The following is a 16,022-nucleotide window of genomic DNA, read 5'->3' on the forward strand; positions in this document are numbered from 1 at the left end:
GATCGTCTCCCGCACGACCAAACCTATATTCATATTAGGAATAGCTCAATTAAGACTGAAGTCCCGTCCACGGACTGCCCAGTTGTAAGGGCAGCACCTGCCCTGGCGCTGATCCACGGGATGAAGTCGACTTCATTCCTACTGGCAGCAGTTCCTACGGTCTCCAATCGGTCACCTATCGAAGGCAATTGTATATTTGACAGGCCCGATACACCCAAAAGAAGTCAGGACCGGTTCTTGAAGGCTTGATTTGAAGGGCATATCGTCGCCTCAAGGGGCTTGGTGACGCAATGTTGAACGACGATAAGGGCGAGCGGCTTTGGGCTTTAGACCTTGACGCTCTTCGCAAGGCTTTCGAAACATACGTTCGAGAGCACAAAACAACGGCTGCCGAGTGGGGGGAACACGCCAAGCGGTTCCTCGAAAAACAAAGGGTTCGCCAGGGTGAATCGCGCTGATCCCCAGCCGTAGGGGGCAGCACCGGTCTTTGGTGTCCCACTGGATTAAGCTCGACTTCCCTCCTGCCGATTCCCTACGGACCGCCATTCGGTCGTAGGGTGGTCAGACCCAATCGCCTCAGATGTTTCTACTTTCCTTACGCCAGTGAGAGCCGGTGGGGGTCACCGAAAAGGATGCGTCGTTCACCCGGTGGCTTGGGCTGGGTCGCCGTAAGTATCGCGCTTGTGATTTGGCGTCTACTGCGCTCCACGCGCATTCTCCAGGAACGGGGAAGGAGGCGTGGATGGGTCGGCTTATCCTGGCGGTAGCGAAATCAGCCCGGCCTCATCTCGCCCCCGTCAGCAACGAACCCAGCGCAGTCGAAAGCGTTCTTGGAGACGGCCCGGGACGTTGAGGCGGACGAGGAAAGTCCGCCGCCGATGCGCTGTTAGGCAAGCTGGCGCACATGCCGCCAGACCCGAAGAAGCCCAAGCCGAAAATAACGAAACACACTCCTAAACAGGGCCGCTAGCCTTTAGGCCGTGACCTATAGGTTCCGAGCCGTTCCTCGTGCCGCGAATAGCTTTTGTTCTGATCGAGTCGCGATCGCAACCGCTCCGAAATAGGCCCGTATGTGCGGACTTTCGAGCCGTCCAACTCGACATAAACGTCGCACAATGTCGGAAGGAGGACGTCGAGTAGCTCTCCTGTGCGCCCTGGACAATCGTTTTCAAAGGGGACGGGCATCCAGGCGGCGCCAATAAATAGCATTTCCTTCTCATGGGCCTGATCGACTTCAAACATGAACTTGAAGTAAGTATGCGTATCCCTCGGCCATGCTTCCGACGAGGGCTCAACAGCAAGATAATTCTCGAATTCCGGCAACGAGTGGAGCCGCAGTCTGAGCCCGTTCGCTTCGTCAATGAAGAACCGGTTGAATTTGCTGGTTCCAGGTTTGAACCTGAAAGGTGGGGGCTCTTCTCCTGACCTGTCAGCCATGACCATTTTGTCTCACCTCCAAGAAATAGGACCGTCCATGGTAAAACTAGCTGTGGCTTTCAGCTGGCCGTCAGCTGTTCCAAGTGGGCTTCTTGCCGAGTATCTTTTCAGTCACTCTTTCGACCTCGGCCTTGGCAAGCTCGATAAGCGCGGCTTTGACATAGGCATATCGGCCGAGTTCACGCCCGCAGCCGGGGCACTTGTAGATGTCGTCGTCCTTGGGCGGATTACTCTCCTCGATGGCGATAGCGTGCCCGCAGTCGTTGCATTTGAAGGTGACGTAGCTGGGGTCTGACATGGCTCTCAACCCCCCTGTTATCCGTGGGTTTCAGGGTGATCCTAGTCAGTCTGTTCGCAAAGTACATAATCGCCAATTATATCCTAGGTGGGGCGATTCTCGCAGGAGATCGCAATGGCCAGGTCGAAACCGTCAAAGCAATTATCGCAGGCTGAAATAGAGCGCTTTTTGGTAGCAGCGGAAGCGCTTCACCTAAGCATCATCAAGCCGTTCATATCGCCACACTGCGTGTACTACCGGGCTACGCGTGTCCTGCATGAGGTGCTGTTGAAGACCGTGCGGGAGGTGACCGGGAAGGAAGTCACGTTCATCCGCTGGTTTGGGGCTGGATCGAAGTAGCGGGCGACGGATTACTCATCCCGCCGACAGCCTCCGCTAACCGAATATCCAAGTAACCCATCATAGCCATGACTAGAGCGAATATGCGCATGAGCGTAACCGATCTGATCCGGAATCTCTGTCGCAGGAAAAAGCAAACGACAAATCCCATGCCTGCGGGTACTACGGCAATTAATAGTATCGCGTCGACAGCTCGCATTTAGCCCCCCTTCCCCAAGTAGGAGCTAAGTCATAGCGCGAACGGCCCACCTTGTTGAAGGGGGCGGGCCGTTCCATTTTCCTTTGCAGCCATTCCCTACGGAGGGGTAGCGCCCATGGTGCGGGCTAAGGCTACTTGGTGCCCCACCGCTTAAGGGCACGCTCGATAAGCAGAACGATACATACGCCGAATACGGCATACATTGCGGCGCTTGCTAAGATGCTGCGCAGGTCATCACCATGGAAAATCTTGAACAAGATATTGCCGAGGGCGATCCCAACCGCCGCTCCGCGCGCGCCACTATATCGCAGCACATTCTGTTCCATGGGACGCATCTTATCAGAGCGCATAGAACTCGCCTACGGCTGGGTAGCGCCTTTAGGGGTATTGGCTGCCCGCTAGCTGTCTAGCGCGGCCTTCGGCCGTCGGCGATTTGCGCGTGAGTGGGGTACAAATGACCGCCATTTGCCCTGTAATACGATCAAGATACTGCTTACAAGATTTATTGGGTGTTTTGGGGATGCAAACATTAACGTTCACCGGCACAAGCTCCCCGCCGGGAAGTTGACCGTATTCGGTATGGTTTGTGCATGTTGTTTCCTTACTCGAATAGGGGACATTCGCTTGGCTGGTGCACGCCGATGCGCTGCCAGCAATGGCTAGAACGATTGCTATACGGATCATGTGTTCCCCCGGCCCCACTCGCGGATAGGTAACACCGCAAGACCTCTAGGTCATAGACCCATAAGGGGGATTCCCAAAACGTGCGATGAATGATTCAACCTTCGTAGTTGAGGAGGTTTGATATGGCACGTTTTGATCTGACGGATTTCGAGTGGTCGACTATCGAACCGTTGTTGCCAAACAAGGTGCGCGGGGTAGCGCGGGTTGATGATCGGCGGGTTTTGAACGGCATCTTCTGGCGGCTTCGGACTGGAGCGCCATGGGCAGACATCCCGGCACGCTACGGGCCGCACACGACCTGCGTCAACCGCTTCAACCGATGGCGTCGAGCGGGTGTCTGGGACCGGCTTCTGGATGCCGTTTCAAAGGCTTACGATGGGGACATCCAAATGATCGACTCGTCCTCGATCCGCGTCCATCAGCATGGTGCAAACGCCCAAAAAAAGATGGCCGATCCCGTTGCGTGGGTCGCTCGCGGGGCGGCCTGACGACCAAGATCCATGCGCTCGTTGACGCCGAGGGACTACCGATCGCCCTCAAGCTGACCGAGGGACAAGCCCATGACGGCCGCAGCGCCCGGGAGATGTTGGGCGGTTTGGGCGACGGCCAAATTCTGCTTGCTGACCGCGCCTATGACGCAGACGAATTGCGCGCCAGCCTCAAGCAACGCGGCGCTTGGGCTAACATCAAGCCGATGCCGAACCGCAAAAATATCCCCGCATTCAGCCCGTGGCTATATCGCTTTCGAAACCTCGTCGAACGCTTCTTCAACAAACTCAAGCACTTCCGAGCCGTTGCCACACGATACGACAAGCGCGACGATAACTTCCTTGCAAGCGTCAAACTCGCTTCTTTTCGTATCTGGTGCCGATTTAATGAGTCTATGGCCTAGAGGAAGCCGGGTTTGTCAAAGACATAATCGCCCCGCGCAAAAGGGTTCAAACCGTGAACAAAATCTGGCATGGTGGCTGCCATGCCGATCATTTCTCCTATCGCAATCAACCCTCTGATCGACGGTCGCCAGTCGGAACGCGCCATGCTGGTGCGGCGCGGCGTGCAGCGGCTGATGATGGAAATGGGCGCGCATGTGCTGCCTGAATTGTCGCTGGCCACCGGCCGCCGCGCCGACCTCGTGGCGCTGACCCGGCAGGGCGACATCTGGATCATCGAGATCAAATCCTCGATCGAGGATTTCCGGGTCGACCGCAAATGGCCCGACTACCGGCTGCATTCCGACCGCTTCTTCTTCGCCACCCATCCCGGCGTGCCGGCGGAAATCTTCCCGGAAGAATGCGGCTTCATCCTCTCCGACGGCTACGGCGCCGAAATCCTGCGCGACGCGCCCGAGCATCGCATGGCGGCAGCAACGCGCAAGGCGCTGATGCTGCGCATCGCGCGAGCCGGTGCCTCGCGGCTGCTGGCGGCGGAACTGGCCGGTGTGTCGGTGCCGGCGCTGGAGGGGGAGAGCGAGTAGTTCGAAAAATCTGGGTTCCTCGCCCCTACTCCGCCTCTTCTTCCACCCCACCCGCGGCCGACGCCATCAGCAGCACGGCGGCGCCAAGAATGGCGGCGATGAAGGAGCCGGCGAGGATGCCGACCTTGACCGCGTCCTGCAGGGCGACATCGCCGGCAAAGGCGAGCAGGCCGATGAACAGGCTCATGGTGAAGCCGATGCCGCAGAGCAGCGAGATGCCGACCATATGCGACCAGCCGGCATGGGCCGGCAGGTCAGCCAGGCCAAGCCGGATTGCCAGCGCGGAGGAACCGAACACGCCAACGAGCTTGCCGACCACGAGGCCGGCGGCGACACCCAGCGTGAGTGGTTCGATCAGCGCGCCAAAACTGAGGCCGGCGAGCGAAACGCCGGCATTGGCGAAGCCGAAGATGGGTATGACGAAGAACGGCACGATCTTGTGCAGGCCGTGCTCGAGCCGGTGCAGCGGCGAGTGGTCGAGATCGTGGCCGATCCCGGCGGAGCGTTCGAGCGGAATGGTCAGCGCCAGGGCGACACCGGCAAGCGTGGCATGGACCCCCGATTTCAGCACCAAGACCCACAGTATGGCGCCGAGCACGAGATAGGGCAGCAGCGTCATCACCCGCATGCGGTTGAGCACGATGAGCACGGCGATGACGGCGAAGGCAGCGCCGAGATAGGCCAGCGACAGGCCGCTGGTGTAGAAGATGGCGATGATGATGACGGCGCCGAGGTCGTCGATGATGGCGAGCGCGGTCAGGAAGACTTTCAGCGATGCCGGCACGCGGCTGCCCAGCAGCGACAGCACGCCAAGCGCGAAGGCGATGTCGGTGGCGGTCGGGATCGCCCAGCCGGATAGGGCCGGCCCGTTGTTGCGGTTGATGGCGACATAGACCAGTGCCGGAACCAGCATGCCGCCGGCCGCCGCGACACCTGGCAGGACGCGGCGTGGCCAGGTCGACAGCTGGCCGTCCAGCATCTCGCGCTTGATCTCCAGCCCGACGAGCAGGAAGAACACTGCCATCAGCCCGTCATTGACCCAATGCGAGACGCTGAGCGGGCCGAGATAGGCGTGGAGAACGGCGAAATAGGTTTCCGCAAGCGGCGAATTGGCGACGATCAGCGCAAGCGCCGCCGCCACCATCAGGATGATGCCGCCGGCCGCCTCGCCGTCGAGAAATTCGCGGAAGACGGAAACCGGCCGCTGTTTCAAGTCCTGCATGTCGCCTCCGTTAAGCCGCCCTGCCTATTGGCCGGAAATCTGTAACCCAATGATGCGCAACATCACTGGCGAAGCAAGGCGTACGAGTTCACACTGGTGATCTATGCCTCGAAAATTGGTCGAAACGCCCATCGCTTCGTCATCCTGGGGCGGAGCAAGGAGCGAAGCGACGCGGCGCAGACCCAAGGATCCATGCCGTGACTTCAAAGCGCTGCGGCGGTGGAAATTCTTCTCCGTTGCACTCTACGGCTGATATCACGGCATGGATCCTTGGGTCTTCGCTCCGCTTCGCGTCGCTACGCCCAAGGATGACGAAGCTCGGTTTGGCGCGGTGCGCGCTTGGCCAGGACGAAGCTCGGTCTCAGCGCGGCGCGCGCTTGGCCAATATCCGCTGCAACGTGCGGCGGTGCATGTTGAGCCGACGCGCGGTCTCGGAGACGTTGCGCTCGCACATTTCATAGACCCGCTGGATATGCTCCCAGCGCACACGGTCGGCCGACATCGGGTTTTCCGGCGGCGCGGCGCGCTCGCCCGAGGTGCGGGTCAGCGCCGCAAAGATGTCGTCGGCATCGGCGGGCTTCGACAGATAATCGACGGCGCCGAGCTTCACCGCGGTCACTGCCGTGGCGATGTTGCCGTAGCCGGTCAGGATGATGGTGCGGGAGTCCTCGCGCTTCTCGCGAATGGCGGCGACGACGTCGAGGCCGTTGCCGTCACCAAGCCGCATGTCGACCACGGCATAGGCCGGCGGGTTGGCACGCGCCTTGCCCACGGCCTCCTCGACGCTCTCGGCGGTCTCGACCACGAAGCCCCTGGTTTCCATGGCGCGGGCCAGACGGGTGAGGAACGGCTTGTCGTCATCGACGATCAGAAGCGAGGTGTCCTCGCCTTCAACCATTGCGCCAATATTTTCATCGCCTGTCATCGTCGTAAAAATTCCTGCTGCCTTAATTTTACGCAGATATAGTTTTGCGCCGCTATTGTCCAATTTACGCAATGTCAAACATGGTGGCCGGGGCCGTTTCCGGGTTCAGGAAGACCGTTCTCGGCCACGAAATCTGCACCACGGCGCCCTCGCCCAGGCCGCTCGAATTGCGGAAATCGAGCGTGGCGCCCGAGCGTTCGAGCAGCGTCTTGGCAATGAACAGGCCAAGCCCCAGGCCACCGCCGGCTTCATTGCCCTGGCGCGTCGACATATAGGGCTCGCCGATGCGGTCGATGATCTCGGGCGGAAAACCGGGGCCGTCGTCGATGATCGAAAAGGTGACGGCGGCCTCGTCCCAGCTCCAGCGCACGGTGACGTTCTTGCGGGCGAAATCGACGGCGTTCTCGACCAGATTGCCGAGGCCGTAGATGACGCCCGGATTGCGGCGCCCGACCGGCTCCGGCCCGGTGCGCTCGCCCGGGCGAAGCTTGATCGAGATGCCGAAGTCGCGATGCGGCGCGGTGACCTCCTCGACCAGCGAGGTCAGCGGCAGGCGGGACAGATGCGCCTCGCCCTCCGACGACAGGCTGGTCAGGCGTTTGAGAATTTCGCGGCAACGCTCGCTTTGCGAGCGCAGCAGCTTCACGTCTTCGCCGTATTTCGGATCGCTGCCGAGCGCCTTTTCCATTTCCTTGGCGACGAGCGTGATAGTGGCGAGCGGCGTGCCAAGCTCGTGCGCCGCCGCCGCCGCCAGGCCATCGAGCGCCGAAAGGTGCTGTTCGCGCTGCAGCACCAGTTCGGTGGCGGCAAGCGCATTGGCCAGAAGTCGTGCCTCGGCGGCCACCCGGAAGGCATAGATGGCGGTGAAGGCGATCGAGGAGAGCACCGCCATCCACATGCCGGCGACATAGATGAAGGGCATGGCCAGCGGCGCGCCTTCATTCCAGGGCAGCGGCAGATGGATGAACACCAGCAAGGTCGCCGCGATCATCACCAGCCCGCCGAGGATGGCGGTGAGGCGTAGGGGCAGCGAGGTCGCCGAAATGACGACGGGCACGGTCATCAGCAGCGAGAACGGGTTGGTCAGGCCGCCGGTCATGTAGAGCAGGCCGGCAAGCTGCAGGCTGTCGAAGATCAGGATGCCGAAAGCGGCGAACGGGGTCAGCCGGTGCGCGGCCGGAAAGCGGAAGGCCAGGAACAGGTTCATCCAGGCCGAACAGGCGATCAGCGCGAAGCACAGGCTGACCGGCAACGGGAATTTCAGACCATAGGCGACGACGAGCACCGTTACGCTCTGGCCGACAATGGCCAGCCAGCGCAGCCGGATCAGCGTGTTGAGGCGCAGTCTCTGGCTCTGCTGGAAATCGGGTGAACGCAAAACGTTGATCATGGCCATGGATTACAGCCGCAAAGCGCCAAAGGCTAGGTCCCGCGCGGCTTGGCGCGGGCGGTGGCGGCGGCAAGCAGCGGGTTTTCCGGCCAGACATGCTTGGGATAGCGGCCACGCATGTCGGCGCGCACGTCGGCCCAGGAGCCGCGCCAGAAGCCGGGCAGGTCGCGCGTCGTCTGGATCGGCCGGTGCGCCGGCGACAACAGTTCGAGCGTCAGCGGCACCGTGCCGTTGGCAATCGAGGGGTGGCGGTCGAGCCCGAACAGCTCCTGCACGCGCACCGCCAGCACCGGCCATTCGCCGTCATAGCGGATCGGCACGTGGCTGCCCGACGGGGCGTCGAAATGGGTCGGCGCCAGCGCCTCGACCTTGCGCTGCAGGTCGTGCGGCACCAGCGAAGCCAGGCCGGCCGAGACAACGCCGGAACCGATGGCGGTCAGGGAAGCCGCACCCGACAGGAAGGGCGGCAGCCAGTCGTCGAGGCGCTCGATCAGTGCTTCATCCGACATATCTGGCCATGGCGACCCAAGGCCCCGATGCAGCCAGGACAGCCGCTGGCGCAGCGTCTCGGCCTCCTTGCTCCAGGTCAACAGTGACAGGCCGTGCTCGCGCAAGGCATCAAGGATGGCGCGGTCGGCCTCGGCGCCTGAAGGAGCCGGCAGCATGCGTTCGGCGAGCGTGATGGCGCCGAGGCGCACGGTTTCGCGCACGCGCACGGCACGGCGCTCGCGGTCGAAGCTCGTTTGCCGGCGTGTTTCGATCCGGTCGGCCAGCGTGGCGCGGATGTCGTCCTCGCCGATTGCCGCGGCGGCCGCTATGCGGGCATTCTGCGCCTTGCCCTGCAGGTCGGCGACGACCAGAAAGGGCTCACCCGCCAGCGGGTCGGCGGCATCGAGCATGGCGCCGGAGCCATTGGCCAGCACGAAGCGCCCACGCTCGCCGCGTGCCTTGGCGACGCGATCCGGCCAGGCATGGATAAGCAAAGGACCGGCAGGGACAGCTTCGCTGTTTTTCACCCCACCCACCTGCCTTGCCAATCGTTCGGCGAGCTGCCGCGCCGCAGTGGCGCGCGGCGATCTTTCCCCGTGAAACCGCATCAGCCGCCGCTCAAGATCGGCGCCGTCACCGCCAAGGCCACGTTCGGTAAGCAACACGGCGAGCATGGCCGCCTCGCCGGCATGGCCGCTCTTCGCGGCCTCGGCAACCATATGCGCCAGTCGCACGGGCAGAGCGAGCTTGCGCATCGAAGCGCCTGCTTCCGTCAAACGCCCGGCCTCGTCGATGGCATGGAGCGCGCGCAGCAGCACCCTTGCCTCTCTGAGGGCCGGGGCCGGCGGCGGATCGAGGAAGGCGAGCGCCGTCGGATCGGCGACGCCGAAGGCGGCGCAGTCAAGCAGCAGGCTGGAGAGGTCGGCTTCAAGGATTTCCGGCGGCGTGAAGGCGGGAAGTGCCGCCGTCTGCTCGGCGCGCCACAGCCGGATGGCGACGCCAGCTTGCGTACGCCCGGCGCGGCCGGCACGCTGGTCGGCCGAGGCTCTGCTGACCCGCACGGTTTCCAGCCGGGTGAGGCCACTGGCCGGCTCATAGCGCGGCAGCCGCGACAGGCCGGAATCGATGACGACGCGCACGCCGTCGATGGTGATGGACGTCTCGGCGATCGAGGTCGCCAGCACCACCTTGCGGCGACCCGCCGGCGCCGGCTTGATCGCGGCGTCCTGCGCCTTGCCGTCAAGCTGGCCATAGAGCGGGACGATCTCGGTGTCGGCGCCGACCTTGCCAGCCAGCCGTTCGGCAGTGCGCTCGATTTCGCGCTGGCCGGGCAGGAAGGCGAGCACGCTGCCGTTCTCGTCGGCAAGTGCGGCGCGGATCGCCTTGGCCATGGCGTCCTCAATCGGAACACCGGCTGGCCGTTCGTCGTAGCGGATGTCGACGGGGAAGGCGCGGCCCTCGCTTTCGATCACCGGCGCGCCCGACAGGAGTTTGGCGACACGCGCACCGTCGAGTGTCGCCGACATCACCAGCAGCCTAAGGTCAGGCCGCAGCGCACCTTGCACGTCCAGCGCCAGGGCCAGACCGAAATCACCGTCGAGCGAGCGTTCGTGGAATTCGTCGAAGATGACAGCCGAAATACCGGGCAGTTCGGGATCGTCGAGGATCATGCGCGCCAGCACGCCTTCGGTGACGACCAATATCCTGGTCTTGGCCGAGGTGCGGTTTTCCATGCGCATGGCGTAGCCGACCGTGGCGCCCGGCTCCTCATCCAGCAATTGCGCCATGCGGCGGGCGGCGGCGCGGGCGGCGAGCCGGCGCGGCTCGAGCAGCACGATCTTGCCCGCACCCAGCCAGGATGCATCGAGCAGCGCCAGCGGCACCAGCGTCGTCTTGCCGGCGCCGGGCGGCGCCACCAGCACCGCGCTGTTGCCGGCGCCGAGCGCCTGGCCCAGCGCCGGCAGCACGGCGGATACCGGAAGTTCCGGCAAGGATTTCGTCTTCATCGCGCCCGCATATCAGCGGTCACGGTCGCCGTGCAACTTCATCGCACCAACGCCGGCTCAAAGCCGGGTCCGCGAAAACGGGTTCCAGCGTACGGTGCCGAGCCGCACCTCCTCGCGCCCCATGGTCAGCAGGCCGGCTCCACCGACGATCGCGAGGCCGACCAGCGACAGCCAGTCGGGGTATTCCCGGAAGAACAGCGCGCCGAGGATCACCGCCCAGACGATCTGCGAATAATGCGTCGGCGCGATCCGGTTGGCGGGGGCGTATTTGGCGGCAAGCAGCTGCATGAATTGTCCGCCCGCGGTGAAGGCGCCCGCCATCGCCAGCCAGACAAGCTGCATGGCATTCGGCAAGGTGAACGCGGTGGTGGCGGCGCCGACCCCGTTGAACAGCAGGCCGTAGCCGACAAGCACGCCGAGCATCGACGTGCGCTTCTCCTGCTGCGCGAGCGACCGCAGCAGGATGACGCTGGTCGCGGCGAGGAAGGCGTTCACGAAGGCGGCCAGATGGCCGAGGTTCAATTCACGAAAACCCGGCCGCACCACCAGCATCACCCCGGCAAAGCCGGCGAACACGGCCAGCCACCGCCAGGGGCCGACCTTTTCCTTCAGGATGACGGTCGACAGGATGGTGACCAGCAAGGGCGCCAGGAAGATCAGCGCGTAGACTTCGGCCAGAGGAATGTGCGTGAAGGCATAGACGCTGAGCACGCCGGAGGCGATGCCGGCCCAGGCGCGGGCCTGCACGGCCCATGGCCGCTTCATGCGCCAGAAATCGCGCCAGCGTTCACCCGCCGGGCGGGTGAAGAACAGGAAAAAGCCGGCAAACATGGTGGCGAAGAAGGCGATCTCGAAGACGGTGAACTGTCCGCCCAGGCTCTTGATAACGGCATCGCTGCCCGAATAGCTTGCATAGGCAATCAGGGCGAGCAGAATTCCGTTCGTCACGTTTTTCATTTCCGGGGAGAGAGTGGTTGAAAATATTGGCGCTCGGTGCGCATCCGGACGACATCGAGATCTTCATGTTCGGTACGATGGCGGCCTATGCGGCGCAAGGCGCAGAACTCACTTTTGCCGTGGCCACGGATGGTGCCAGGGGCGGCAAGAGTGATGCCACGGTTCTCGCCCGTGTCCGGCGCGAGGAAGCGACGGCCGCGGCCGCGCTGCTTGGCGCGACCCCACGCTTCCTCGACTTTCCCGACGGCGAACTGGTGGCCGATGCCGCGCTGATCAGCACGCTGAAAACGTTGATCGGCGAGACCGGACCGGATCTGGTGATCACGCACGCGCCCAACGACTATCACGCCGATCATCGCGCGCTGTCGGACGGCGTGCGCATTGCCGCCTCGTTCGCGGTTCCGGTGCTGCACGCCGACACGATGGGCGGCACTGGGTTTTCGCCGACGCACTATGTCGATGTTTCCGCCTACCGGGATATCAAGACGCAGGCGATCCGGGCGCACCACTCGCAGCGGCCGGAGCAATATGTCGACAGGGCGCGCATCCAGAATGAATTTCGCGCCGGTCAATGCAACGCTGTCCCCGGCTCTCTGGCCGAGGCTTTTCGCTTCGAGCCGACATTTCCCTTCGCCGACATACGCGCCTTGCTGCCGCCCGCGCCGCCGGTCCGGCCGGTGACGCCACAGACCAACGTCATCGGCGAGGCCGACTGAGCGGCTGCCGGAGAAACCATCCGGCGGTCATTTCTCAACGATTTCAATCACCCGTTTCGTCATGTTGCAGCGCAGCGACGAATTCGCTTGCGTTGTTTAGTAAAAATTGCATCACTAAACAAATTACTAAACATTTGCGGCGTCCTGCGTCGCCATGTTTGGGCCTCTGAGGAGAGAGGTTTGAGGGCTCTTGAAACCGTCATCCGGGCGCGTTTCGCAAATGGGAGGAAGGCATGAAATCGAGCTTGAAAATGACGTTGGGACTGGCCTCGGCAATCGTTGCGTCGACAGCTGTCTCAAACGCCGCGCACGCTGAAGACCTGACGCTGTGCTGGGCCGCCTGGGACCCGGCCAACGCGCTTGTCGAACTGTCCAAGGATTTTACCAAGCAAACCGGCATCGGCATGAAATTCGAATTCGTGCCGTGGACCAACTATGCCGACCGCTTCCTCAACGAGCTGAACTCGCACGGCAAATTGTGCGACCTGATCATCGGCGACAGCCAGTGGATCGGCGGCGCCGCCGAGAACGGCCACTACGTCAAGCTGAACGACTTCTTCGACAAGGAGAAGATCAGCATGGACGACTTCGTGCCGGCGACCGTCGTCGGCTATTCGGAATGGCCGAAGAACACCCCGAACTACTGGGCGCTGCCGGCAATGGGCGACGTCGTCGGCTGGACCTATCGCAAGGACTGGTTCTCCAAGCCGGAGCTGCAGAAGGAATTCAAGGAAAAGTACGGCTGGGATCTCGGCCCGCCGACGACCTTCGACCAGCTAAAGCAGATTGCCGAATTCTTCCAGAAGCGGCAGATCGACGGCAAGACCGTCTATGGCGCCTCAATCTACACCGAGCGCGGCTCGGAAGGCATCACCATGGGCGCCATGGACGTGCTTTACAGCTATGGCTTCCAGTATGAGAACCCGAAGAAGCCCTACGACATGCAAGGCTTCGTCAACTCACCCGACGCGGTCAAAGGCCTGGAGTTCTACAAGGCGCTCTATGATTGCTGCACCCCTCCGGGCGCATCGAACAGCTACATGGGTGAAGGCGTCGATGCCTTCAAATCCGGTCAGGTGGCGATGCACATGAACTTCGCCTTCACCTGGCCGGGCCTGCAGAAGGACGAGAATGTCGGCGGCGACAAGATCGGCTACTTCGTCAATCCCAAGGGCCCTGGCGGCGCCCAGTTCGCGCAGCTCGGCGGCCAGGGTATCTCGGTGGTCTCCTATTCCGACAAGCAGGAATCGGCGCTGAAATATGTCAAGTGGTTCGCCAACAAGGATGTGCAGGCCAAGTGGTGGTCGCTTGGCGGCTATTCCTGCCTGAACGCCGTGGTGAATGACCCGAAGTTCCCGGCCAGCCAGCCCTACGCACAGGCCTTCCTCGATTCGATGGCTATCGTGAAGGACTTCTGGGCCGAGCCGAGCTACGCGCCGCTGCTGCAGGCGTCGCAGAAGCGCTTCCATGACTATGTCGTCGCCGGCCAGGGTTCGGCCAAGGATGCACTCGACGGTCTGGTCAAGGACTGGACCCAGGTGTTCCAGGATGACGGCAAGATGTAACCGGCTCCTCCCGAGCTAGGACCCAGAGCCGGATGATTTCGGGGCGAACAGACCTGAAATCATCCGCTCCGGACTAAAGAGAGAGTGAGCATGATGTCGTCCGAAAACCGCTTCACACTTTTCGGCATCATGCTCTCGGTCCCATGCCACCCTTGGCACGGGACGCAGTTCAGATAAATTCCATGGCAGAGACGACCCAAGTGACCGAAGCAGGACTTACCATGCTCAATCGGACTGCGGAGAACGTTGCCCGGGCGACCCCGGAACCGTTGGCCCGCAAGGTCCGGGGCATCAGCGACAAGGGCCTCGCCTGGCTGTTCATCTCGCCGACGATCCTGTTGCTGCTGGCCATCAACATCTTCCCGCTGTTCTGGGCGATCTATCTGTCGTTCACCAATTACCGGGCCAACCGGCCGAACGAAGTGGTGAAGAATCTCGGCTTTGCCAATTACCAGCGCATTCTCGGCGACCAGGACATCTGGATCGCCATGCAGACGACGGCGCATTTCGTGTTCTGGACGATCCTGCTGCAGACGCTGATCGGCTTCACGCTGGCCTGGCTGATCGACCGGAAATTCCGCGGCCACGCCTTCTGGACGACGCTGATCCTGGTGCCGATGATGCTGTCGCCGGCGGTGGTCGGCAATTTCTGGCGCTTCCTCTACGAGCCGCAGATCGGCCTGTTCTCTTATGTCATCTCGTTCGTCAGCGGCATTCCACCGACAAGCATCCAGATGCTCTCCAACGTGTCGCTGGCGCCGTGGTCGATCATCATCGTCGACACCTGGATGTGGACGCCTTACGTGATGCTGATCTGCCTGGCCGGACTGCGTTCGATCCCCGAATACATCTATGAGGCGGCCGAGGTCGACCGCGCCTCCAACTGGCGGCAGTTCTGGTCGATCACCCTGCCGATGGCACTGCCCTTCATCATGCTGGCGGTGCTGTTTCGCGGCATCGAGAACTTCAAGATGTTCGACATGGTCAATCTGCTCACCGGCGGTGGGCCAGGCTCGACCACCGAAGTCGCCTCGATCACGCTGAAGCGGCAGGCTTTCGAGAGCTGGCGCACCGGCTATTCCTCGGCCTTCGCCATCATCCTGTTCGTCGCGGTGTTCGGTCTCGCCAACATCTACGTCAAGGCGCTCAACAAGGTGAAGCAGAGATGAGCCTGACCACAGCCCATTCGGTCGTCGCCCCCTCGGCAAACTCGAAGCGCATCGCCGGCGCGATCATCATCGCCTATGCGCTGATTTCGATCGTGCCGCTGTTGTGGATCTTCGCCACCAGCTTCAAGACGCCGCCGGATTCGATCGCCTATCCGCCGAAGGTGCTGTTCCAGCCGAGCCTCGAAGGCTATTGCAATTTGTTCACGACGCGGACGCGGCAGACGCCGGAATACATCAACTCGCTCGGCCCGGCGACCGGCTTCTGCGACGAGACCACGCGCAAGCGCAACATGGTGATCGCCGGCCCGTCCAACTTCCTGCCGCGCTTCGTCAACTCGCTGATCATCGCCTTCGGCTCGACCTTCTGCGCCGTCTTTCTCGGCACGCTGTCGGCCTACGGTTTCTCGCGCTTCAAGGTGCCGCTCGCCGACGACCTTCTGTTCTTCATCCTGTCGACGCGCTTCATGCCGCCGATTGCGGTCGCGATTCCCATCTACCTGATGTACCGCGAGCTTGGCCTGTCGGACACCGCACTCGGCATGATCCTGCTCTACACGGCGGTCAACGTCTCGCTGGCGGTGTGGCTCCTGAAAGGCTTCATCGACGAGATCCCGCGCGAATATGAAGAAGCGGCGATGATCGACGGCTATACGCGGCTGCAGGCGTTCTGGCGCACCGTGCTGCCGCAAGCCACCACCGGCATTGCCGCGACGGCGATCTTCTGCCTGATCTTCGCCTGGAACGAATATGCCTTCGCCGCACTGCTGACCTCGGGTACGGCGCAGACCGCGCCACCCTTCATCCCGACCATTATCGGCGAAGGTGGCCAGGACTGGCCGGCGGTCGCGGCCGGCACGACGATCTTCCTGGTGCCGATCCTGGTTTTCACCATCCTGCTTCGCAAGCAATTGCTGCGCGGCATCACCTTCGGTGCGGTGCGCAAATGAGCATGACCAAACCCGTGAAACGCAAATCGCGCTGGCCGGTCTGGGCAAGGCGCGGCCTGATGGAAAACATCGCGACGGCACTGATCGCCATCGGCTTCCTGATGCTGTTCCAGCCCTTCGCGCTGTCGCTCTACACCTATTCCTTCATCACCATGCTTGCCGGCACCGTGATGTTCATCATCGTCTCGAAATTCCCGGAATAATC

At 62.3% G+C, this 16,022-nt stretch carries 16 protein-coding genes; 8 read left to right on the forward strand and 8 right to left on the reverse strand.

All coding sequences use genetic code 11. The annotated features are described in order from the left end of the window. Positions 1-966 precede the first annotated feature (966 nt). The gene (locus tag AC0V7N_RS01345; RefSeq protein WP_496627663.1) at positions 967-1,443 is read right to left on the reverse strand and encodes a hypothetical protein; all 477 of its coding nucleotides are present in this window, start codon (positions 1,441-1,443) and stop codon (positions 967-969) included. A gap of 64 nt (positions 1,444-1,507) precedes the next feature. Continuing rightward, positions 1,508-1,735, reverse strand: coding sequence for an ECs_2282 family putative zinc-binding protein (locus AC0V7N_RS01350; protein WP_475454016.1), 228 nt, complete (start codon positions 1,733-1,735; stop codon positions 1,508-1,510). Positions 1,736-1,849: 114 nt separating this feature from the next. Here AC0V7N_RS01350 and AC0V7N_RS01355 point away from each other — a divergent pair, with 114 nt between their 5' ends. Further along, positions 1,850-2,074: a hypothetical protein gene (locus tag AC0V7N_RS01355; protein ID WP_475454018.1), complete on the forward strand. Its 225-nt coding sequence runs from the start codon at positions 1,850-1,852 to the stop codon at positions 2,072-2,074. A gap of 330 nt (positions 2,075-2,404) precedes the next feature. On the opposite strand, the gene AC0V7N_RS01360 is transcribed toward AC0V7N_RS01355, so the two are convergent. Then, positions 2,405-2,599, reverse strand: coding sequence for a hypothetical protein (locus tag AC0V7N_RS01360; RefSeq protein ID WP_475454020.1), 195 nt, complete (start codon positions 2,597-2,599; stop codon positions 2,405-2,407). Between the two features lie 480 nt (positions 2,600-3,079). On the opposite strand from AC0V7N_RS01360, the gene AC0V7N_RS01365 reads away from it, so the two are divergent. Together AC0V7N_RS01365 and AC0V7N_RS01370 are read left to right on the forward strand one after the other, a co-directional pair. After that, positions 3,080-3,849, forward strand: a protein-coding gene (locus AC0V7N_RS01365) for an IS5 family transposase (RefSeq protein WP_475451259.1) whose coding sequence is annotated in 2 segments (ribosomal slippage) — positions 3,080-3,394 and positions 3,397-3,849 — 768 coding nt in all. Because the reading frame shifts where the segments join, the coding sequence is not laid out codon by codon here. 81 nt (positions 3,850-3,930) lie between these two features. Further along, the gene (locus tag AC0V7N_RS01370) at positions 3,931-4,431 is read left to right on the forward strand and encodes an MmcB family DNA repair protein (RefSeq protein WP_475454024.1); all 501 of its coding nucleotides are present in this window, start codon (positions 3,931-3,933) and stop codon (positions 4,429-4,431) included. Positions 4,432-4,456: 25 nt separating this feature from the next. On the opposite strand, the gene nhaA is transcribed toward AC0V7N_RS01370, so the two are convergent. The 5 genes from nhaA to AC0V7N_RS01395 all read right to left on the reverse strand — a co-directional run bounded on the left by nhaA (position 4,457) and on the right by AC0V7N_RS01395 (position 11,411). Then, entirely contained in the window at positions 4,457-5,653 is a 1,197-nt protein-coding gene (gene nhaA / locus AC0V7N_RS01375) for a Na+/H+ antiporter NhaA (protein WP_475454026.1), read from the reverse strand. A gap of 361 nt (positions 5,654-6,014) precedes the next feature. After that, on the reverse strand, positions 6,015-6,578 hold the full coding sequence (locus AC0V7N_RS01380; protein ID WP_010913121.1) for an ActR/PrrA/RegA family redox response regulator transcription factor: 564 nt from the start codon (positions 6,576-6,578) through the stop codon (positions 6,015-6,017). A gap of 64 nt (positions 6,579-6,642) precedes the next feature. Further along, complete coding sequence (locus AC0V7N_RS01385; RefSeq protein ID WP_475454028.1) at positions 6,643-7,974, reverse strand: ActS/PrrB/RegB family redox-sensitive histidine kinase; 1,332 nt, start codon at positions 7,972-7,974, stop codon at positions 6,643-6,645. A 26-nt stretch (positions 7,975-8,000) separates the two neighbouring features. Next, positions 8,001-10,463, reverse strand: a complete 2,463-nt coding sequence (hrpB, locus tag AC0V7N_RS01390) for an ATP-dependent helicase HrpB (protein WP_496627664.1) — start codon at positions 10,461-10,463, stop codon at positions 8,001-8,003. A 57-nt stretch (positions 10,464-10,520) separates the two neighbouring features. Then, complete coding sequence (locus AC0V7N_RS01395; protein WP_475454032.1) at positions 10,521-11,411, reverse strand: DMT family transporter; 891 nt, start codon at positions 11,409-11,411, stop codon at positions 10,521-10,523. 26 nt (positions 11,412-11,437) lie between these two features. Here AC0V7N_RS01395 and AC0V7N_RS01400 point away from each other — a divergent pair, with 26 nt between their 5' ends. From AC0V7N_RS01400 to AC0V7N_RS01420, 5 genes are all read left to right on the forward strand, one after another. Next, on the forward strand, positions 11,438-12,136 hold the full coding sequence (locus AC0V7N_RS01400) for a PIG-L deacetylase family protein (protein WP_475454034.1): 699 nt from the start codon (positions 11,438-11,440) through the stop codon (positions 12,134-12,136). 233 nt (positions 12,137-12,369) lie between these two features. Further along, entirely contained in the window at positions 12,370-13,701 is a 1,332-nt protein-coding gene (locus AC0V7N_RS01405; RefSeq protein ID WP_475454036.1) for an ABC transporter substrate-binding protein, read from the forward strand. Between the two features lie 221 nt (positions 13,702-13,922). Then, a complete protein-coding gene (locus AC0V7N_RS01410) occupies positions 13,923-14,870 on the forward strand; it encodes a carbohydrate ABC transporter permease (RefSeq protein WP_027040434.1) in 948 nt (315 codons plus the stop codon). Continuing rightward, positions 14,867-15,817: a carbohydrate ABC transporter permease gene (locus AC0V7N_RS01415; protein WP_027040435.1), complete on the forward strand. Its 951-nt coding sequence runs from the start codon at positions 14,867-14,869 to the stop codon at positions 15,815-15,817. The genes AC0V7N_RS01410 and AC0V7N_RS01415 overlap by 4 nt, the downstream gene beginning before the upstream one ends. Beyond that, on the forward strand, positions 15,814-16,020 hold the full coding sequence (locus tag AC0V7N_RS01420) for a hypothetical protein (protein WP_081850242.1): 207 nt from the start codon (positions 15,814-15,816) through the stop codon (positions 16,018-16,020). Before AC0V7N_RS01415 ends, AC0V7N_RS01420 begins: the two co-directional genes overlap by 4 nt. Positions 16,021-16,022: the final 2 nt, after the last annotated feature.

The sequence above is a fragment of the Mesorhizobium kamtschaticum genome (assembly GCF_056174585.1).